The organism is Curtobacterium sp. MCBD17_021 (genome assembly GCF_003234525.1).
In the GTDB taxonomy this organism is placed as follows: domain Bacteria; phylum Actinomycetota; class Actinomycetes; order Actinomycetales; family Microbacteriaceae; genus Curtobacterium.
In genome coordinates this window covers 25,272-43,752 of sequence record NZ_QKTS01000010.1, presented here as the reverse complement: position 1 = coordinate 43,752, position 18,481 = coordinate 25,272, and the positions used below count along the sequence as shown (strand labels likewise).

Below are 18,481 nucleotides of genomic sequence, written 5' to 3'. Positions count from 1 at the left end.
TGATCGAGCACGTCCCTGCCGATCACGGTGTCCGCTTCGGCGGTGCAGACAGGTGACACGGCAGTCGGACGAGTCAGCTGGCGGACGACAGAACGCGACCGCGCTCTGCCGAGGTCGCACGAACGGTCGGCGGGCCGCCGGGACGGCGGCAGACAGTGCGACCTCGACGGGACGGTCGGCGGCCGGCGGCGGCCAGCGCTCGGCGTACGGCCGGCTAGACCCCGTCCGTCGGACGCGGCGCGAGCGCCTGCACGATGAGCGCCCCGAGTTCCCGCGGCGCCGTGAGCATCGGCCAGTGCCCGGTGTGCAGCCCGACGATCTCGAGTTCCTCGGTCGCCACGAGTTCCGCGGCCCAGGCCTGGTGGTCGGCGACCATGCCGACCAGTTCGTCCGGCGCGATCTCGCACGTGATGACCGTCGCCGGGATCCGGTGTCGAGCGGGGTCGGCGTAGTGGAACTGGTCCGAGGCCACCCGCTCGGGTTCGGCGACCGCCCGGCGCTCGAGGTCCGCCCGGATCTCCGGCGTCATGTCGCGCACGGTCGCGGGCTCCCACACGTCCCACGACGGCAGCGGCACCTGCCCGTCGACGATCGGCAGCTCGTCGTTGACGCATCCGCCCTCCGGCCCGGGGAACGTGTCGACGTAGACCAGGTGCCGCACTCGGTCCGGGCGTCGGTCGGCTGCCATGGCGGCGATGGGCCCGGCGCCGGAGTGCCCGACGAGCACCGCGGGCTCAGGGGCGACGCCGAGGCGGTCGGCGAGGTCCGCGACCTGGTCGTCGAGCGTGGCCCCGCTCCGCGTCACCGCGTCGACGCTGTGCCCGGCCGCTCGGAGGACCGGGACGACGTCGTCCCACGCGCTCGCGTCGAGCCAGAACCCGGGCACCAGGATGACGTGCATGTCGCGGAGACTACGCGCCACCTCGGACAGCGGCACGGGCCGTGCACTCGGCGCATTCGCCGAAGACGTCGACCACGTGGCTGGCGTTCGAGAACCCGTTCGCCGCGGCGGTGGCTCGCGCCCATTCCTCGACCGGGTCGGCCTGGATCTCGACGGTCCTGCCGCACACTCGGCAGATGAGGTGGTGGTGGTGGTTGTCCGTGGTGCACGCCCGGTAGAGCGACTCGCCGTCCTGCTGGAGCGAGTCTGCGTCCCCGTCGCTGGCCAGGTCGGACAGCGCCCGGTACACGGTGGCGAGGCCGATCGTCGACCCGCCGTCCCGCAGGTGCGCGTGCAGCGACTGGGCGCTGACGAACCCCTCGGTCTCGGAGAGGGCACCGCGGACCGCTTCGCGCTGCCAGGTGTTGCGTCGTGGCTTCTGCACGGCGTTCATGCTGCGACTCCTTCCTTCGTGGCGGCCGGGAGGCCCGTCCCACCGCCGGTGTGCTGCTCACGGTCCGTCACCCGGTCGCGTCCACGGCGCTCCTTCCGGGCCCCGAGGACCCGGCAGACCACCCAGATGAGGAACGAGATCGTCGTCACGTACGGGCTGATCGGCAGGCCGCCGCCGAGTGCCAACAGGATCCCGCCGACCACCGACGTCACCGCGAACCCGACGGACAGCAGCGGCACGAGCACCGGGTTGACCGTCACGCGCAGGGCCGCGGCCGCCGGGGTGACCAGGAGCGAGAGCACCAGGAGTGCCCCGACGATCTGCACCGACACGGCGGTGGCCAGGCCGAGCGCGAGCATGAACACGAGCCCGAGCGTCCGGACCGGGACGCCGGCGGCTGCGGCCACGTCGGGGTCGACGGACGAGAACATCAGCGGCCGCCAGATCACGACGAGGACGAGGACGACCACGGCGGAGATGACGACGAGGAACCCGAGCTGCGGGTTGTCGACGGCGACGATCTGCCCGGTGAGCAGGCCGAACTTGTTCGCCGCCCGGCCCTTGTAGAGCGCGAGGCAGAGGATGCCGAGGCCGAGCCCGAACGGCATGAGCACCGCGATGATCGAGTTGCGGTCGCGGGCACGGCTGCCGAGCAGGCCGATGAGGAGCGCGGCGATGAGCGAGCCCACCACCGAGCCACTGACGACGTTGACGCCGAGCAGCAGCGAGACGCTCGCCCCGGCGAAGGACAGCTCGCTGATGCCGTGCACCGCGAACGGCATGTTCCGCGCGACGACGAACGGGCCGATGAGGCCGCCGACGACGCCGAGCACGGCGCCCGCGATGATCGAGTTGCGGACGAGCACGAGCAGCTCGCCGTAGTCCTGGAACGAGAAGACCGTCGACCAGATGTCCATCAGAACCGCCCCTCGTCCGGGTCGACCCCGTGCGGGGCGGGTTCGCAGTGGTGGTGGCCGTCGCCGGCGGTGTCGTGCGCGTCACTCGCGCCGACGATGACGATCCGGCCCATCGTGCGCACGACGTCGACGGGCGTGCCGTAGAGGTCGCTGAGCACGTCGGCGCGGAGGACCTCGTCCGGCGCGCCGATGCGGAATCGTCCGCCGGCGATGTACAGGACGCGGTCGACCACGTCGAGGATCGGGTTCACGTCGTGGGTGACGAAGAGCACCGCGGCGCCCTGCTGCCGACGTTGCCGGTCGATGAGCTCGGTGACGCCACGCTGGTGCCGCAGGTCGAGCGAGATGAGGGGTTCGTCGCACAGCAGGAGTGCGGGGTCGGCGGCGATCGCCTGCCCGACGCGGGTGCGCTGCTGTTCGCCGCCGGAGAGCTCCGCGACGGGGGCGTCCGCGAAGTCCGTCGCACCGACCTCGTCGATGATCCGTTCGATGCGCTCCCGCTCTGCCCGACGCTCGGGGCGGACACCCCAGCGGTGACCGGTGACGCCCTGGGCGATCATGTCGCGGGCGCGCAGGGGCGTGCCGGAGTCCATGAGCCGCTGTTGCGGGATGTACCCGATCCTCCGGTGCCCGCGGCGGACCGGTCGTCCGAGGAACGACATCGAGCCGCTCGTCAGCCGCTGCTGACCGAGGACGGTCCGGAGCAGCGACGTCTTGCCCGCCCCGTTCGGCCCGAGGACCGCGACGAACTCCCCCGGTGCGACGTCCAGGTCGAGTCCGTCCCAGAGCGTCCGGCTGCCGTACGACAGCCCGGCCTGACGGAGGGCGAGCACAGCGGGACCGCCACTGCGCTCGGCAGTGGCGGTCCGGGTCGGCTCCTGGACCGTCGTCACTTCGTCAGTGCCGCCTGCACCGCGTCGATGTTCGCCTGCTGCCACGAGACGTAATCCTCCCCCTTCGGGAGCGTCTCCGTCACACCGACCACCGGGACACCGGCGTCCTCGGCGGCCTTCTGCACCTGCTCGGTCTCCGGGCTGGAGGTCTGCTCGTTGACGGCGAGCAGCTTGACGTCGTCGTCCGAGAAGAGCTTGAGCGTGTCGTTGAGCGCCGCCGGCGGGACGTCGTCGCCCTCCTCGATCGCCTCGGAGAAGTCGTCCGGCGTCACGTTGTCGAGACCCATCGCGTCGAACAGGTAGCCGGGCACCGGCTCGGTGTACGCCACCTTGTCGCCGTCGACGGTCTGCTCGATGTCCGCGGTCTGCGACTCGAGGTCCTGCAGCTTCTCGGTCAGTGCGTCGGCGTTGGTCGCGAACGTGCTCTTGTCCGCGCCGTCCAGGTCGCTGAGCCGCTTCGCGACCTCGTCGACGAGCTTCACCATGGCCGGGTAGCTGTAGAAGACGTGCTCGTTGAACTCGTCGGAGCCGCCCGAGTCGAGCCCGGACACGTCGACGGCGTTGATCACGTCGGCCTCCGTGTTCGACGACTCCGCGAGCGTCGTCATGAAGTTGTCGTACCCGCCGCCGTTCTCGATGAGCAGGTCGGCCTTCGACACGGCGAGCTGCGTCTTCGCGCTCGACTCGAACGAGTGCGGGTCCTGCGACGGGTCGTTCAGGATGCTCGTCACGTCGACGTGGTCACCACCGATGGTCTCGACGATCGAGCCGTAGACGTTCGTCGAGGCGACGACGCGGATCCGACCGTCACCACGGTCGTCCGACGAGGTGGAGGAGGTCGCGCACCCGGTCAGGGCGAGCGCGGCGGCGCCGACGACGAGCGGCAGGGCGAGGAGGCGGCGGGAGTGCATGCCGAGGACGCTAGCGCCAGGTGATAACGATTGTCAAAAGCGCGAGCATCGGACGGTCCACCGAACGACGGGAGGCCCGCCACCAGCTGGTGACGGGCCTCCCGGAGGGCAGCTCCGGCGACTACGGCTTGGTGACCGCGTCGATCGAGTTCTCGGCGATCGTGTCGTCCTCACGACCCGGGGTCCGCAGGTTCCACTTCTTGATGACGAAGCTGAAGAGGAAGTAGTAGACGACCGCGTACGCCAGGCCGATCGGGATGAGCCAGATCGCCCCGTCCGCCTTGCCGAAGTTCAGCACGTAGTCGATCGCACCCGCCGAGAACGAGAACCCGTCGTTGATGCCGAGGGCGTTCACCAGCGCCAGCGAGGTCCCGGTGAGGACCGCGTGGATGACGTAGAGCGGGAACGCCACGAACATGAAGGAGTACTCGAGCGGCTCGGTGATGCCGGTCACGAACGAGGTCAGCGCGGCCGAGAGCATGATGCCGCCGACGAGCTTGCGGTTCTGCGGCTTGGCGTTGCGCCAGATCGCCAGGGCGCCGGCCGGCAGCGCGAACATCATGATCGGGAAGAACCCGGCCTGGAAGATGCCCGCCGAGGGGTCGCCGGCGAGGAAGCGCGCGATGTCGCCGTGGTAGGTGACGCCGTCGGTGGTGAAGCTGCCGAGCTGGAACCACGGGAAGAAGTTGAGCAGCTGGTGCAGGCCGACGGGGATGAGCATGCGGTTGACGAACCCGAAGACGCCACCACCGATGACGGCGTTGTCGGCGACGGCCTGGCCGGCAGCGGTCAACGCGATGTCGAAGTAGCGGTAGACGAACGACATGAGCACGGCGATGACGAGGCCGGCGACCGCGGTCAGGATCGGCACGAGGCGACGACCGGAGAAGAACCCGAGGAAGTCGGGCATCTTCGTGCGGTGGAACTTCTGCCAGAGCAGTGCGGAGACGAGCCCCATCACGATGCCGCCGAGGACCCCGAAGTTGATCGTGGCCTGGTTGCCGTTCGCGTCCTCGACGCCGGCGAGCACGATCGGCGACATGGCCGCGAACACCTGGTACATGACCATGTAGCCGACGACCGCGGCGAGGGCCGTCGTGCCGTCGGATTTCTTCGCCCAGCCGATCGCGATGCCGACCGCGAAGAGCAGCGGCAACCAGGTGAAGACACCGTTGCCGGCCGCGGCGATGATCGTTGCGCCCTGCTCGAAGCCGGGGATCGCGCCGAGCATGTCGGACTGGCCGAGTCGGAGCAGGATGCCGGCCGCGGGCATGACCGCGATCGGGAGCAGGAGGCTGCGGCCGAGCCGCTGGGCGTTGGCGAAGAGCCTGCTCTGCTTCTTCGGCGTCTTCTTCTCCGGCACGTCCGTGGGGGCAGCGGTGCTCATCGGCGGTCCTCTCGTCATCGGGTGGAGCTGGTCGGGGTGAGTTGAGTCGTGTGGTCGGCGCAGGTACCCTCGGCAGTGTCGCCAGGTCCGGTCCTGTCCGGTCATGACCAGTTCGTAGTGTCGATGACCACGGACGGCCGTGTCAACCTGTGAGCGAACCCGTAACGAGGAGGAAACAGATGGCCGACATCAAGGCAGCCGACATCATCGCCGCACTCGGCGGAACCGACAACATCGACGAGGTCGAGGGCTGCATCACGCGCCTCCGCGTCGAGGTCGAGGACGGCGACCTGGTGGACAAGGACGCCCTCAAGGCAGCCGGAGCCCAGGCCGTGGTCGGTGGCGGCACCGGCTGGCAGGTCATCGTCGGTCCGATCGCCGACAACCTCGCGCAGGACATCCAGGACGAACTGTGACGGTCGTCCGCACGCCGTTCGCCGGTCCGGTCGTCGCACTCGCCGACGTGCCGGACCCGGTGTTCGCCGAGCAGCTCGTCGGTGCGGGCGTCGCGGTCGACCCCTCCGGCACGACCGGTCCGGTCACCGCGGTGGCACCGGTCGACGGCACCATCGTCAAGCTGCACCCGCACGCCTTCGCGCTGCAGGGGTCGGCGGGCACCGACGTCCTCGTGCACGTCGGCATCGACACGGTCAAGCTCAAGGGCGAGGGCTTCGAACTGCTCGCCACCGAGGGTGACACCGTCTCGGCCGGCGACCCCGTCGTCCGCTTCGACCCGTCCGCCATCACCGCGGCGGGCTACTCGCCGGTCGTGCCGGTCGTCGTGCTCGGTTCCACGCCGGACTCGGTCCCCCAGGACACCGTCGGCAGCACGGTCGCTGCCGGGGACGCCCTGTTCGAGGTCTGACGACCGGCTGCTGACGCGGCGGGTCAGGCGATGGCCCGCGCTGCCGTGACCTCCATCTGGACCCGGTAGCGGTCGGACCGGTACCAGCTGCGGGCGTGCTCGACCGGCCGGGTGCCCGAGTAGGACACCCGGTCGAACTCGAGCAGCGGCGCCCCGGTCCGGGTGCCGAGCAGCGTCGCGACCTCGTCATCGGCGGGGTTGGCCGCGACGGTCTGCTGCGCCCGGTCGATGGGGTGCCCGTAGACGTCCGCCGCGATGGAGTACACCGAGCCCGACAGGTCGTGGTCGAGCAGACCGGGGAAGACCGCTGCGGCGAGCCAGGCGTCGTCGACCGAGACCGGCGCACCGTCGGCCATCCGGAGGCGCTTGAGGTGGTACGCCGCCTCGCCCTCGGCCAGGCGGAGCGCGGCGACCGTGGCGGCGGGCGGCACACGCTCTTCGCGGACCAGCACCACGGTCGTCGGCACGTGCCCCATCGCCCGCATCTCCTCGGTGAACGAGGCGAGGTGCAGCGTGGACTGCATCGGACGGTGCGCGACGAAGGTGCCCTTGCCGCGCACCCGCTCGAGGTGCCCCTCGTTGACGAGCTGCCCCAGGGCCTCCCGGACGGTGATCCGGGAGACGCCGTACTCGGCGATGAGCTGCCGCTCCGAGGGGATCGCGGCACCGGGTGCGAGCCGCGTGGTGATGAGGTCGAGCAGGATCCGCCGCAGCTGCTGGTGCTTCGGTTCAGCACCCTCGGTGATGCGGCGGGACAAACGGACTCCTCGTGCTGCGGCGGTGGTCCTGTGCGGACATGACCAGTGCTCTCACAGTACCGTTCCATCCCGAGCGGACCAACGACGGCATGGCGTCGTCCAGGCCCGGTGGGCGCTGTGCAGGCCCTCCCCCGGACCGCGACGACCGGGCCGGCTCGGTGCTCGCCGACCGGCCGGGAGGCCCGTCAGGCGTTGTCGACGAGCCAGTCGAGCTGGGCGGGGGACAGCGCCCGGTCACTCCACGCCTGGCACTCGACACCGGCCGGGGCAGCCGTGCGCGTCGGTCCCTGCCACACCTGCGACAGACCGACCCGGGCCAGCACACGCGCGGACGCCGGGTTGTTCGTGAGGACCCTGGCGGTCACCGGGACGTCGGGCCGGAGCTCGCGCGCGGCGTCGACGGCAGCGCGCGACAGTTCGGTCGCGTACCCGTGCCCGTGGTGCTCCGGGACGAGCCGGTACCCGAGGTTCCAGACGCCCCCGGCGGTGAGGTCGACACCGCCGACGCCGAGGAAGACGCCGGACTCCGCCGAGCGGACGGCCCACGAGCCGAGCCCGTGCCGCACGCGACCGCCGATCTTCCGCTGGACGAGGTCCTCGGTCTCCGCGCGGGCGATGTGCCGCCCCGCGGGCAGGTGGGTCCACGTGCGGGCGTCGGAGAACAGCTCGTGCACCGCGTCGATGTCCGCGGGCGTCACGGGGGTGAGCACCAGGCGACCCGTCCGGATCTCCTGCTGCGGGATGAGCAGCTGGTGGACCATGCCCTGATCCTCCCCCGCGCCGCCGACATCGGCGTGAACGGCACACCAAGACCGCGCGACCCGGACCGTGCCGGCCAGCAGGGTCGGCGCGGACCGGATCGCGCGGTGCGGACGGTGTGGCTCGTCAGTCGAGCAGGAGCGCGGGCTCCTCGATGACCGAGGCGACGTCGTGCACGAAGCGGGAGGCCACGTCACCGTCGACCACGCGGTGGTCGAACGAGGCGCCGATCGTGGTCACCATGCGGGAGCGGACGTCGCCGTCGACGACCCAGGGCTTGGGCTTGATCGTGCCCATCGCGACGATCGCGACCTCACCCGGGTTGAGGATCGGTGTGCCGGTGTCCATGCCGAAGACACCGATGTTCGTGATCGTGATCGTGCCGTCGGCCATCTGCGCCGGCGACGTCTTGCCGTCACGGGCGGTGAGGGTCATCTCCTCGATCGCCTTCGCGAGCTCGAGGAGCGACATGTCCTGCGCGTCCTTGATGTTCGGCACGAGCAGCCCGCGGGGCGTCGCGGCGGCGAACCCGAGGTTCACGAAGTGGTGGACGATGATCTCGCGGTCGGTCCACGACGAGTTCACCGAGCGGTTCCGGCGCACGGCCCAGATCACGGCCTTCGCCATGATGAGCAGCGGCGACACCTTGACCCCGGCGAACGTCGGCGACTCCTTGAGTCGCTTGACGAACTCCATCGTGCGGGTCGCGTCGACGTCCACGAACAGCGACACGTGCGGGGCGGTGAACGCCGACGTGGTCATCGCGGTCGCGATGGCCTTGCGGACGCCCTTCACCGGGATCGTCTCCTGGCGGACGCCACCCCACTCGGGCGTCTCGATGTTGCGGAAGACGCTGGCCTGCTTGGCGTGCCGGATGACGTCGTCACGCGTGACCTCGCCGGCGAGCCCGGTGGCGACGACGGTCGTCAGGTCGACGTCCAGGTCCTTCGCGAGCTTGCGGATCGGCGGCTTCGCCATCACCTGCAGCGCCGAGGCGCTCGGCATCGTCGGTCGGGCGGGACGACGGCCCTGGGCGGCGACGGCGTCGGCGGTGGTCGCCTCGCCGTCGTCGGTCACCAGGTCGAGGTCGGCCTCCCGACTGGAGGCCCGGCTCGCCTCGGCGGCGGCCGCTGCGGCCCGGCGTGCGCCCGGCTTCCGGCGGGACGGCGCGGACGTGGCAGACCCGTACCCGACGAGGACGGCCCCGGAGCCTTCGTCCGTGCCGACGACACCGGCGTCGACGGCGACCTGGGCCGGCGCGGGGGCGGTGGCCGGAGCGGGCACGGCGGCGGCCTGCGCGCTCGGCGCGGGAGCAGCCGGCACCGGTGCCACGGGTGCCGGAGCAACGGGTGCCACGGCAGCGGCGGGCACTGCCGGGGTCGGGGCCTGTGCTGGGGTCTGGGTCGGCGCGACGGGAGCGGCGTCGGCGACGGGAGCCGGGCCTCCCGTCGGCGCCGCGGCCGCGTCGGACTCGACGCGGATGATCGGCTTGCCGACCTCCACGGTGTCGCCCTCGGCGACGAGCAGCCCGGTCACCGTGCCGGCGAACGGCGACGGCAGTTCGACGAGCGACTTCGCGGTTTCGATCTCGACGAGCACCTGGTCCACGGCGATCTCGTCACCGGGGGCGACGCGCCACTGGACGATCTCGGCCTCGGTCAGGCCCTCCCCCACGTCGGGCAGGGGGAATTCGGCGACGGACACGTCGGCTCCTTCAGCAGGGTTCGGTCGTACGGGACGGGTGCGGGTCAGTAGGCGAGGGCGCGGTCCACGGCCTCGAGGACGCGGTCGGCGTCGGGCAGGTGGAAGTGCTCGAGCTTCGACTGCGGGAACGGGATGTCGAAGCCGGAGACCCGCAGCGGCGGCGCCTGGAGCGTGTAGAACGCCCGCTCGGCGACGGTCGCGGCGATCTCGCTGCCGACGCTGATGAAGCCGGAGTCCTCCTGCGCGATGACCAGGCGACCGGTCTTGCGCACCGAGGCGAGCAGCGGCTCCCAGTCGATCGGCGAGATCGAGCGGAGGTCGACGACCTCGCAGCTCGTGCCCTCGGCCTCTGCGATGTCGGCCGCCTGCATGAGCGTCGCCACCATCGCGCCGTGGCCGACGAGGGTGACCTCGGTGCCGGTGCGCGCGACGCGCGTGGTGTGCATCGGGACGTGCCCGTCGACCAGGTCGACCTGGCCCTTCGGCCAGTAGCGCGACTTCGGCTCGAAGAACACCACCGGGTCCTTCGACGCGATCGCCTCCTGGATCATCCAGTAGGCATCATTCGGGGTGCTCGGGCTGACCACGCGCAGGCCGGGGGTGCGCGCGAAGTACGCCTCGGGGCTCTCCTGGTGGTGCTCGATCGCGCCGATGTGCCCGCCGTAGGGGATGCGGATGACGATCGGCAGCGACATGTGCGCCGGCAGCCGGTTCGCCATCTTCGCCAGCTGCGAGGTGATCTGGTTGAACGCCGGCCAGACGAAGCCGTCGAACTGGATCTCGATGACCGGGCGGTACCCACGGAGCGCCAGCCCGATCGCGGTCCCGACGATGCCGGACTCGGCGAGCGGGGTGTCCCGCACGCGGTCGGGGCCGAAGCGGTCCTGCAGGCCCTCGGTGATGCGGAAGACGCCGCCGAGACGACCGATGTCCTCGCCCATCAGCAGGACCTTGTCGTCCGCCTCCATCGCCTTCGCCAGGCCGGCGTTGAGCGCCTTGGCCATCGGGAGGGTCGGGGTCGGGTCAGCGGGGACCTCGCCTGCGCCCGGGTGCGACCGGAGCGTGTAGTCGAAGAGCTGCTCGGTGGTGCTCATGCGTGGGCTCCTGCGTCCTGGCCGGCCTCGTAGTCCCGGAGCCATGCGCGCTGCTCGTCGATGCGCGGGTGCGGCTCACGGTAGACGTTGTCGAACATCGCCTCCATCGGCGGGTCCTGGAGGGCGTTCGTGCGGGTGCGGATGTCGACCGCGATCTGCTCGCCCTCGGCGTCGAACTCCGCGAACTGGGCGTCGGTCGCGCCGCGGCTGCGGAGGTACGCCTCGGACCGGGTGATCGGGTCACGGGCGACCCAACCGGCGAGCTCGTCGTCGGCCCGGTAGCGGGTGGGGTCGTCGGAGCTGGTGTGCGCACCGATGCGGTAGGTGTCGGCCTCGACGAACGCGGGGCCCTGACCGGTCCGGGCGTGCTCGGTCGCGACGACGCTCGCCGCGTACGAGGCCAGCACGTCGTTGCCGTCCACCCGGATGCTCGGGATCCCGAAGCCACGCGGCCGGTCGACGAGCGGGGTCGGCGACTGCACCGACACCGGCACCGAGATCGCCCAGTGGTTGTTCTGCAGGAAGAAGACGACCGGGGCGGTGTGCGACGCGGCGAACACGTACGCCTCGTTCACATCGCCCTGGCTGGTCGCGCCGTCGCCGAAGTAGACGATCGAGCACTCGTCGACCGTCGGGTCACCGGTGCCGACGACGCCGTCGAGCGCCTGGCCCATCGCGTACCCGGTGGCGTGCAGCGTCTGCGCGCCGATGACGAGCGTGTAGATGTGCGTGTTGCCGCGCTCGTCCGGGTCCCAGTTGCCGTGGGCCTGCCCACGGAACAGCGAGATGATCTCCATCGGGTCGACCCCGCGCTGCAGGACGACGGCGTGCTCACGGTACGACGGGAAGACGTGGTCCTGCGGTCGGAGCGCGAACGCGGACCCGACCTGGGCGGCCTCCTGCCCGTGGCTCGGCGCCCACAGACCGAGCTGGCCGGTGCGCTGCAGGTTCCCGGCGGCGTGGTCGAAGCGTCGGGTGAGCACCATCTGCCGGTGCATCGCGAGGAGGGTCTCGTCAGGGAGGGCCTGTGCGACGGCGGCGAGTTCGGCGTTCTCGTCGGTCTCCACGAACCGGCCCTCGGGGTCGAGGAGCTGGACGGGGGTCGTCGCAGGAGCCGCGGCGCGGAACAACATGTCGGTCAGCGTACCGGCCGGTCGGAACCCGCCGTTGTGAGACGTCCCACAACGGCACCCGCGGTTTCGAGGAGCTTTGCGACAGCCTCGTGCTCGCCGATCGAGATGCGGATGCCCTCGGGCGCGAAGGCCCGGACGATGAGGCCGGCGTGCTCGAACGCCTCTGCGGCGAGCGCGGTGTGCTCACCGGTCGGGAGCCACACGAAGTTGCCCTGCGCCTCGGGGACGTCCCAGCCCTGGGCGAGCAGCCCGGCGCGGATCCGGTCCCGGCGCTCCGCCAGCTCGGCGACCCGCTCGAGGAGCTCGCCCTCGCGCTCGAGGCTGGCCAGCGCTGCCGCCTGTCCCTGCGCCGTCACCGACAGCGGGATGGCGCACGCACGGACGGCATCGAGGACGTATGCCGGTCCGAGCGCGTACCCGACGCGCAGGCCCGCCAGACCGTACGCCTTCGAGAAGGTCCGGAGCACGACCAGGTTCGGGTACCGCTCGAGCAGCGCCGGACCACGGACCGCGTCGACGTCGGTGACGAACTCGGCGTAGGCCTCGTCGAGCACCACGAGCACGGAGGCCGGCACCTGCGCCATGAACGCCTCGAACTCGGGCCCGGTGACGATCGGGCCCGTGGGGTTGTTCGGCGTGCAGACGATCACCATGCGGGTCCGCTCGGTGACCGCCGCCGCCATGGCGTCGAGGTCGTGCCCGCCGTCCGGCCGGTTCGGCACCTGCACGCTCGTCGCACCGGCGACCGTGACGACCCCGGGGTACGCCTCGAACGACCGCCAGGCGTACACGACCTCGTCGCCGGGGCCCGAGGTCGCCTTCGCCAGCTCGTGCAGGATCGCGACGCTGCCGGGGGCGACGTGGACCTCGTCGACCGTGGTGCCGAAGCGGTTGGCCAGGACGGCGCGGACCGCGAGCGCGGTGGCGTCCGGGTACCGGTTGAAGGCGGTCTGCGCCTGCACGGCCTCGACCACGCCGGGCAGCGGCGGGAAGGGGTTCTCGTTGCTCGAGAGCTTGAGGGCGTCCGGCGCGGCCTGGCGTCCCTGCTTGTAGGGCGGCAGGACCGCGATCTCAGGACGGATGTGCACAGGTCGGTCGGTCACCGGGTCAGGCTAACGGGCAGGACCGCGATGCTGCGCCCCCGAGGTGACGGATGTGCACAGGTCGGTCGGTCACCGGGTCAGGCCAACGGGCAGGACCGCGATGCTGCGCCCCCGAGGTGACGGATGTGCACAGGTCGGTCGGTCACCGGGTCAGGCCAACGGTCGCACGCGGCATCATGGGTTCATGCGGTTCCTCGTCCGGCTCATCGTCAACGCCGTCGCCCTCTGGCTCACCACCCTCATCGTGGCCGGGGTGTCGGTCGACTCGTTCGGGGACGGTGGTCCCGTCGAGACCGTCCTCACCTACCTGCTCGTCGCACTCGTGTTCGGGATCGTGAACGCCGTGGTCGGGACCCTCATCCGGATCGTCGCGTTCCCCCTCTACGTGCTGACGCTCGGGCTCATCTCGTTCGTCGTCAACGGCGTCCTGCTGCTCATCGTCGCCGGGGTCTCGACCGCCCTGGGCTTCGGGCTGTCGGTCGAGTCCTTCGGCTGGGGCATCGTCGGGGCGTTCGTGCTCGCGGTGGTCTCCTGGCTGGTCGGGCTCGTCGCCCGCCCGGTGCTCCGCGGCCGCGGTCGCGCCTGACGGACGGGCATCGCGCCCGTCACCCGGCTGCGCCATGATGTGCACATGACCATGGACGCCGGCGCCCCGTCGCCCTTCCGTGTCTCCTTCGTCTGCAGCGGCAACATCTGCCGGTCGCCCATGGCCGCGATCGTGTTCGCGCAGACGGCCGCCGACGCGGGCATGGCCGACCGCTTCGTCGTCGAGTCCGCCGGCACCGGCGACTGGCACGTCGGCGAGCCCGCGGACGAGCGTACGATCGCAGCGCTCGCGGCACGCGGATACGATGGCAGCAGGCATCGCGCCCGTCAGTTCGACCCGGACCGGTTCCCGGACCTCGACCTGGTGGTCGCACTCGACCGCTCCCACGAACGCATCCTGCGTTCATGGGCTCCGACGATGGACGACGCCGCCAAGGTGACGCTCCTGTTGCGGTACGACGACGCCTGGCCTCAGCAGGCCGACGTGCCGGACCCGTACTACGCGGACCGACACGAGTTCGACCGGGTGCTCAGCACGGTCGAACAGGCCTGCCGAGCGCTCTTCCACCAGCTCGAGCCGGCAGTCCGCCAGGGAGCCCCATGACCCCCCTTCCCCCGCAGCCGATCAGCCCGCTCGACGGGCGCTACTACCCGATCGTGCACACGGTGGGTGAGCACCTGTCCGAGGCCGGGCTGAACCGGGCCCGGATCCGGGTCGAGGTCGAGTGGCTCGTCTTCCTCACCGACCACGCGATGTTCACCACCTCGCCGTTGTCGGTCGACGACAAGGCAGCCCTCCGCGCGATCGTCGACGACTTCGGTCAGGCGCAGATCGCGGAGCTCGCCGAGATCGAGGCGACCACGCGTCACGACGTCAAGGCGGTCGAGTACTTCGTCCGCCGTCGACTGAGCGACCTGGGCCTCGACGCCGTCGCCGAACTCACCCACTTCGCCGCGACGAGCGAGGACGTCAACAACCTGTCGTACGCCCTCACCGTGCGGGACGCGGTCGAGCAGGTCTGGCTGCCGTCCGCACGCGCGGTCGTGGAGCGCCTGCGGGAGATGGCCACGAGCCTCCGCGCCGTCCCGATGCTCTCGCACACACACGGCCAGCCGGCGACGCCGACCACGCTCGGCAAGGAGATCGCGGTCGTGGTCTACCGCCTGGAGCGGGTCCTGTCCCAGGTGGAGCGGGGCGAGTACCTCGGCAAGTTCTCCGGCGCGACCGGCACCTTCTCGGCGCACCTGGCCGCCGACCCCGAGGCGGACTGGCCCGCACTGTCCCGCGAGTTCGTCGAGGGCCTGGGCCTGACGTGGAACCCGTTGACGACCCAGATCGAGTCGCACGACTGGCAGGCCGAGCTGTACGACCGGGTCCGCCACGCCAACCGGATCCTGCACAACCTGGCGACCGACGTGTGGACCTACATCTCGATGGGGTACTTCACGCAGATCCCGGTGGCCGGCGCCACGGGGTCCTCGACGATGCCGCACAAGATCAACCCGATCCGGTTCGAGAACGCCGAGGCGAACCTCGAGATCTCGTCGGCGCTGTTCTCGACGCTGTCCGAGACCCTCGTCACGAGCCGCCTGCAGCGCGACCTGACCGACTCCACCACGCAGCGGAACATCGGCGTCGCGTTCGGGCACTCGCTCCTGGCGCTCGACAACCTGCGCCGCGGGCTCGGCGAGATCGCGGTGAACGAGACGCGCCTGGCCGAGGACCTCGACGGCAACTGGGAGGTGCTCGCCGAGGCGATCCAGACGGTCATCCGTGCCGAGGTCACCGCCGGGCAGTCCGACATCGAGGACCCGTACGCGATGCTCAAGGAGCTCACGCGCGGCAAGCGGATCGGACGGAACGACCTCGTCACGTTCGTGAACGGGCTCGACATCTCGGACGGCGCGAAGGCCCGGCTGACGAACCTGACGCCCGCGACCTACACGGGCTTGGCGGACGAACTGGTCGACCACCTCGACGTCTGACGCATCCGTCCCGCGGGACGCGCCGAGCGGGCGGGCCGGGAGGCACGGTGCGGCTCCGCCACGTCAGGTGGTGACGTCCGTGGCTCCGGCGACCAGGGCCTCCAGGACGACCCGGACCGCGGGACGCACCGCGCGGTCCGGCCGGACCAACGCCTCGATCCGTCGACCTGCGCGGACGTCCGCGAGGGTCGCCACCCGGAACCGCCCGGGCGCCCGCGTCCGCGAGGTGTAGCGCGGCACGAGCGCGATGCCGTGTCCCGCGGCGACCAGGTTCTCGATCACCGGCAGGTGGATCGTGCGGAACGCCACCGACGGTGGCGTGTCCGACGCGGCCGCCATCGCGGTGAGCACCCGGTCGATCGGGTAGTCCTCGGGCACGCCGATCCAGGTCTCACCGACGACGTCCTCGATGCCGACCCGTGCCCGGCCTGCCAGGGGGTGGTCGAGCGGCAGGGCGACGTCGAGCGGTTCCCGGAGCAGCGGGACCGTCTCGACGGTCCGGCGGTCCGCACCGCGGGCGCCGTCGGGCCGGTGGCCGATGACGACGTCGTGGTCAGCGGTCAGCGGGGCGAACTCGCCCTCGCTCACGTCGACGTCGGAGAGTTCGAGCGCGATCGCGGGATGGGCGCGCATGCGGGTGAGGAGCCCGGGCAGCAGCAGTTCCGCGGCCGAGGGGAACACCGCGAGGTCCACCGTCCCGGTGGCACCGGCGAGGTGCTCCGCCCACGCGGACTCGACGGTCGCGAGGGCGGTCGCGACGCCGGTCGCCATCCCGGCCAGGGCACGACCGTGCTCGGTGAGGCGCACGCCGCGGCCGATGCGTTCGACGAGCGGCACCCCGGCCTGACGCTGCAGGGTCCGGAGCTGCTGCGACACGGCACTCGGTGTCCGGTGCGTGGCGGTGGCGACCGCGGTGACACTCCCCCGCTCGGCGAGTTCGCGGAGGACGGGCAGCAGGGCGATGTCGAAGCCGACCATGCAGGGACCCTACAACGAGCCTGTCGGATCGTTCGCTGGTGCTACTGCGTCGGGTGCGGGACGATCATCCGGTGCTGTTCCGCGATCGCATCCTCGCCCTGGTCGTCGCCGTCGCCTGGGGCCTGAACTTCCCGGCGACCGCGATCGCGCTCGAGCACTACCCGCCGTTCCTGCTCGCGGCGGTGCGGTTCACCCTGCTCGCGGTCCCGACGCTGCTGTTCGTGCCACGGCCGAAGGTGCCGTTCCGGTGGATCCTGCTCGTCGGCGCGACGCTCGGGGTCGTGCAGTTCGCGTTCCTGTACCTCGGCATGGCCGCCGGGATGCCGTCGGGACTGGCGTCGCTCGTGGTGCAGGCGGCAGCGCCGTTCACGGTCCTGCTCGCCGGGGTGCTGCTCCGGGAACGTCTGACCGCGCGCCAGGTGATCGGCGTCAGCATCGCCGTCGCGGCCCTCGGCGTGATCGCCGTGCACCGGGCGCAGACCGCGGCGCTGCTGCCCGTCGCGCTGGTCCTCTGCGGTGCCCTCGGTTGGGCGTTCGGCAACGTGGCGACGCGGCGGACCGGCCCGGTGAACCCGCTGCACCTGACGCTCTGGTGGGCGGTCGTCCCGCCGATCCCGATGGCCGTGCTGTCGTTCGTCGTCGAGGGACCCGAGCGGATCGGCCACGCGCTCGGCACCGCGTTCACGCTCGAGGCACTGCCGGCCGACCTCGGCGTCCTGTACATCGTCGTCGCGGCCAGTCTGGTCGGCTACGGCATCTGGTCGCGGCTGATGGGGAAGTACCCGTCGAGCACGGTCGCGCCGTTCTCGATGCTCGTGCCGGTCGTCGGAGTGCTGGCCTCGTGGGCGGCGTTCGGCGAGGTCCCCGACGTGGTCGAGGCCGTGGCCGGTGCAGTCGTCGTGGGGGCGGTGCTGTGGTCGTCACGGCCACCGCGCGTCGTCGAGACGCCGCCGGATCTGCGTGACGCCGCCGGCTCCGGAGGTGTCCGGGGCGGACCGGGGCGTCCTCAGCAGACGGGGGCGTCCCGCGCCACCGACTCGGCCGACTCCACCGCAGCCGACGACGACGCCGCGGCTGCCGGCTCCACCACAGCCGACGACGCCGCGGCTGCGGCTGCGGCGGCCGCGGCCGGGCTCACGCCCGGCGCTGGCGCCGCTGGGCGATGATCTCGGCGAGTGCCCCGCGCAGGTGCGGGTACCGGAACTCGTAACCGGCCTGCGTGAGCCGGGTCGGCACCACCCACCGACTCTTCAGCACGAGCTCGGTCTCGGTGCGGATCGCGAACGACCCGAGCTCGAGCATCCACCGCCAGGTCGGCAGGCCGGAACGCCGCCCGACGGCGTCGCGGAGCGTGGCCATCACGGTGCGGTTGTCGGAGGGTTCGGACTCGTGACGTTGACGACGCCGTCGAGGTCCTCGTGGTCGCGGATGAACCGGATCGCCCCGAGGACGTCGTCGATGTGCACCCAGCTGAAGCGCTGCCGCCCGTGCGTGTGCCGGTCGTGGTGGTACGTGCCCGCCGCGAGACGCGCCCGGGTCGGGAACCACGGGCCGTCGTACTGGGGACCGCCGAGGCCGGCCTGCGCGAGACGGAGCAGGGGCACGAGCGCGCTGCCGTCGCCGAGCACGATCGCCATCCGCAGCGCCACGCGCCGGGTGCTCGGCAGGTCGGCGCCGAAGAGGGCGTCCTCCCACGCGCGGGCGACCCCGACCGAGAAGCCCTCCCCGAGCTCCCCCGTCTCCTCGTCCTGCGGGCGGTCGTCGGCGTGCCGGTAGATCGTCGCGGTGGACGCGTTGAGCCACAGCGGTGGCGGGTGCTCGGCGGTCCGGATCGCCTCGGCCAGCTCGAGCGTGGTGTCGACCCGGGAGCGCAGGATCTCCGCACGGTTCCGGCGTCCGTACCGGCAGTTCACGCTCTTGCCGGCCATGTTCACGACGAGGTCGGCTCCGTCGACGAGTTCCCGGATCCGCAGGGTGTTCCCCCAGACCGCGTCGCCGGTGCGACCGACGGTGACGACCTCGTACCCCTCGGCGCGGAACGCGTCCTGCAGGTACCGGCCGACGAACCCGCTCGCCCCCGCCACCACCACACGCTGCTGCTGCTCGCTCATGC

At 71.5% G+C, this 18,481-nt stretch carries 19 protein-coding genes and 1 pseudogene; 6 read left to right on the top strand and 14 right to left on the bottom strand.

The annotated features are described in order from the left end of the window. Positions 1–214: 214 nt before the first annotated feature. From DEI83_RS10295 to DEI83_RS10270, 6 genes are all read right to left on the bottom strand, one after another. A complete protein-coding gene (locus DEI83_RS10295; protein WP_111081947.1) occupies positions 215–901 on the bottom strand; it encodes an alpha/beta fold hydrolase in 687 nt (228 codons plus the stop codon). A gap of 10 nt (positions 902–911) precedes the next feature. Further along, the gene (locus DEI83_RS10290) at positions 912–1,334 is read right to left on the bottom strand and encodes a Fur family transcriptional regulator (protein ID WP_111081869.1); all 423 of its coding nucleotides are present in this window, start codon (positions 1,332–1,334) and stop codon (positions 912–914) included. Next, positions 1,331–2,251 (bottom strand): metal ABC transporter permease, encoded by a 921-nt coding sequence (locus DEI83_RS10285; RefSeq protein WP_111081868.1) that lies wholly within the window; start codon positions 2,249–2,251, stop codon positions 1,331–1,333. Before DEI83_RS10285 ends, DEI83_RS10290 begins: the two co-directional genes overlap by 4 nt. Beyond that, a complete protein-coding gene (locus DEI83_RS10280; RefSeq protein WP_111081867.1) occupies positions 2,251–3,144 on the bottom strand; it encodes a metal ABC transporter ATP-binding protein in 894 nt (297 codons plus the stop codon). Before DEI83_RS10280 ends, DEI83_RS10285 begins: the two co-directional genes overlap by 1 nt. Further along, positions 3,141–4,055, bottom strand: coding sequence for a metal ABC transporter solute-binding protein, Zn/Mn family (locus DEI83_RS10275; protein ID WP_111081866.1), 915 nt, complete (start codon positions 4,053–4,055; stop codon positions 3,141–3,143). The genes DEI83_RS10280 and DEI83_RS10275 overlap by 4 nt, the downstream gene beginning before the upstream one ends. A 121-nt stretch (positions 4,056–4,176) precedes the next feature. Then, positions 4,177–5,442: a PTS transporter subunit EIIC gene (locus DEI83_RS10270; protein ID WP_111081865.1), complete on the bottom strand. Its 1,266-nt coding sequence runs from the start codon at positions 5,440–5,442 to the stop codon at positions 4,177–4,179. Positions 5,443–5,621: 179 nt separating this feature from the next. Here DEI83_RS10270 and DEI83_RS10265 point away from each other — a divergent pair, with 179 nt between their 5' ends. Beyond that, entirely contained in the window at positions 5,622–5,858 is a 237-nt protein-coding gene (locus tag DEI83_RS10265) for a glucose PTS transporter subunit EIIB (protein WP_110823137.1), read from the top strand. Continuing rightward, complete coding sequence (locus DEI83_RS10260; RefSeq protein ID WP_111081864.1) at positions 5,855–6,307, top strand: PTS glucose transporter subunit IIA; 453 nt, start codon at positions 5,855–5,857, stop codon at positions 6,305–6,307. The genes DEI83_RS10265 and DEI83_RS10260 overlap by 4 nt, the downstream gene beginning before the upstream one ends. A 23-nt stretch (positions 6,308–6,330) precedes the next feature. On the opposite strand, the gene DEI83_RS10255 is transcribed toward DEI83_RS10260, so the two are convergent. The 6 genes from DEI83_RS10255 to DEI83_RS10230 form a co-directional block, all read right to left on the bottom strand. Then, entirely contained in the window at positions 6,331–7,065 is a 735-nt protein-coding gene (locus DEI83_RS10255) for a GntR family transcriptional regulator (protein ID WP_111081863.1), read from the bottom strand. A 185-nt stretch (positions 7,066–7,250) separates the two neighbouring features. After that, on the bottom strand, positions 7,251–7,826 hold the full coding sequence (locus DEI83_RS10250) for a GNAT family N-acetyltransferase (protein ID WP_111081862.1): 576 nt from the start codon (positions 7,824–7,826) through the stop codon (positions 7,251–7,253). A gap of 124 nt (positions 7,827–7,950) precedes the next feature. Next, on the bottom strand, positions 7,951–9,528 hold the full coding sequence (locus DEI83_RS10245; protein WP_111081861.1) for a dihydrolipoamide acetyltransferase family protein: 1,578 nt from the start codon (positions 9,526–9,528) through the stop codon (positions 7,951–7,953). 44 nt (positions 9,529–9,572) lie between these two features. Beyond that, positions 9,573–10,532: an alpha-ketoacid dehydrogenase subunit beta gene (locus DEI83_RS10240; RefSeq protein ID WP_111081946.1), complete on the bottom strand. Its 960-nt coding sequence runs from the start codon at positions 10,530–10,532 to the stop codon at positions 9,573–9,575. Between the two features lie 86 nt (positions 10,533–10,618). Next, entirely contained in the window at positions 10,619–11,755 is a 1,137-nt protein-coding gene (locus tag DEI83_RS10235; protein WP_111081860.1) for a thiamine pyrophosphate-dependent dehydrogenase E1 component subunit alpha, read from the bottom strand. A 5-nt stretch (positions 11,756–11,760) separates the two neighbouring features. Beyond that, a complete protein-coding gene (locus DEI83_RS10230) occupies positions 11,761–12,858 on the bottom strand; it encodes a histidinol-phosphate transaminase (RefSeq protein ID WP_111081859.1) in 1,098 nt (365 codons plus the stop codon). 184 nt (positions 12,859–13,042) lie between these two features. Here DEI83_RS10230 and DEI83_RS10225 point away from each other — a divergent pair, with 184 nt between their 5' ends. The 3 genes from DEI83_RS10225 to purB are packed head-to-tail and all read left to right on the top strand — an operon-like array spanning position 13,043 to position 15,390. Further along, a complete protein-coding gene (locus tag DEI83_RS10225) occupies positions 13,043–13,444 on the top strand; it encodes a phage holin family protein (RefSeq protein WP_111081858.1) in 402 nt (133 codons plus the stop codon). Positions 13,445–13,495: 51 nt separating this feature from the next. Then, complete coding sequence (locus DEI83_RS10220; RefSeq protein WP_111081945.1) at positions 13,496–14,008, top strand: low molecular weight protein-tyrosine-phosphatase; 513 nt, start codon at positions 13,496–13,498, stop codon at positions 14,006–14,008. Then, entirely contained in the window at positions 14,005–15,390 is a 1,386-nt protein-coding gene (gene purB / locus DEI83_RS10215; RefSeq protein ID WP_111081857.1) for an adenylosuccinate lyase, read from the top strand. Before DEI83_RS10220 ends, purB begins: the two co-directional genes overlap by 4 nt. Before the next feature lie 63 nt (positions 15,391–15,453). Here purB and DEI83_RS10210 read toward each other — a convergent pair whose 3' ends face one another. Beyond that, positions 15,454–16,368, bottom strand: a complete 915-nt coding sequence (locus DEI83_RS10210) for a LysR family transcriptional regulator (protein ID WP_111081856.1) — start codon at positions 16,366–16,368, stop codon at positions 15,454–15,456. Between the two features lie 71 nt (positions 16,369–16,439). On the opposite strand from DEI83_RS10210, the gene DEI83_RS10205 reads away from it, so the two are divergent. Further along, positions 16,440–17,534 carry an EamA family transporter gene (locus tag DEI83_RS10205; protein WP_111081855.1) on the top strand — a complete coding sequence of 365 codons (1,095 nt, stop codon included), beginning with the start codon at positions 16,440–16,442 and terminating at the stop codon, positions 17,532–17,534. Here DEI83_RS10205 and DEI83_RS10200 read toward each other — a convergent pair. Beyond that, positions 17,503–18,479, bottom strand: a pseudogene (locus DEI83_RS10200) (epimerase). The gene DEI83_RS10205 and the pseudogene DEI83_RS10200 overlap by 32 nt on opposite strands. Positions 18,480–18,481 lie beyond the last annotated feature (2 nt).

Bases quoted from the DNA above. Each gene is read 5' to 3' on its own strand.
- DEI83_RS10250 (WP_111081862.1), bottom strand. From the start codon at position 7,826: ATGGTCCACCAGCTGCTCATCCCGCAGCAGGAGATCCGGACGGGTCGC.
- DEI83_RS10295 (WP_111081947.1), bottom strand. From the start codon at position 901: ATGCACGTCATCCTGGTGCCCGGGTTCTGGCTCGACGCGAGCGCGTGG.
- DEI83_RS10265 (WP_110823137.1), top strand. From the start codon at position 5,622: ATGGCCGACATCAAGGCAGCCGACATCATCGCCGCACTCGGCGGAACC.
- DEI83_RS10235 (WP_111081860.1), bottom strand. From the start codon at position 11,755: ATGTTGTTCCGCGCCGCGGCTCCTGCGACGACCCCCGTCCAGCTCCTC.
- DEI83_RS10240 (WP_111081946.1), bottom strand. From the start codon at position 10,532: ATGGCCAAGGCGCTCAACGCCGGCCTGGCGAAGGCGATGGAGGCGGAC.
- DEI83_RS10220 (WP_111081945.1), top strand. From the start codon at position 13,496: ATGGACGCCGGCGCCCCGTCGCCCTTCCGTGTCTCCTTCGTCTGCAGC.
- DEI83_RS10275 (WP_111081866.1), bottom strand. From the start codon at position 4,055: ATGCACTCCCGCCGCCTCCTCGCCCTGCCGCTCGTCGTCGGCGCCGCC.
- DEI83_RS10285 (WP_111081868.1), bottom strand. From the start codon at position 2,251: ATGGACATCTGGTCGACGGTCTTCTCGTTCCAGGACTACGGCGAGCTG.
- DEI83_RS10290 (WP_111081869.1), bottom strand. From the start codon at position 1,334: ATGAACGCCGTGCAGAAGCCACGACGCAACACCTGGCAGCGCGAAGCG.
- DEI83_RS10210 (WP_111081856.1), bottom strand. From the start codon at position 16,368: ATGGTCGGCTTCGACATCGCCCTGCTGCCCGTCCTCCGCGAACTCGCC.
- DEI83_RS10225 (WP_111081858.1), top strand. From the start codon at position 13,043: ATGCGGTTCCTCGTCCGGCTCATCGTCAACGCCGTCGCCCTCTGGCTC.
- DEI83_RS10270 (WP_111081865.1), bottom strand. From the start codon at position 5,442: ATGAGCACCGCTGCCCCCACGGACGTGCCGGAGAAGAAGACGCCGAAG.
- purB (WP_111081857.1), top strand. From the start codon at position 14,005: ATGACCCCCCTTCCCCCGCAGCCGATCAGCCCGCTCGACGGGCGCTAC.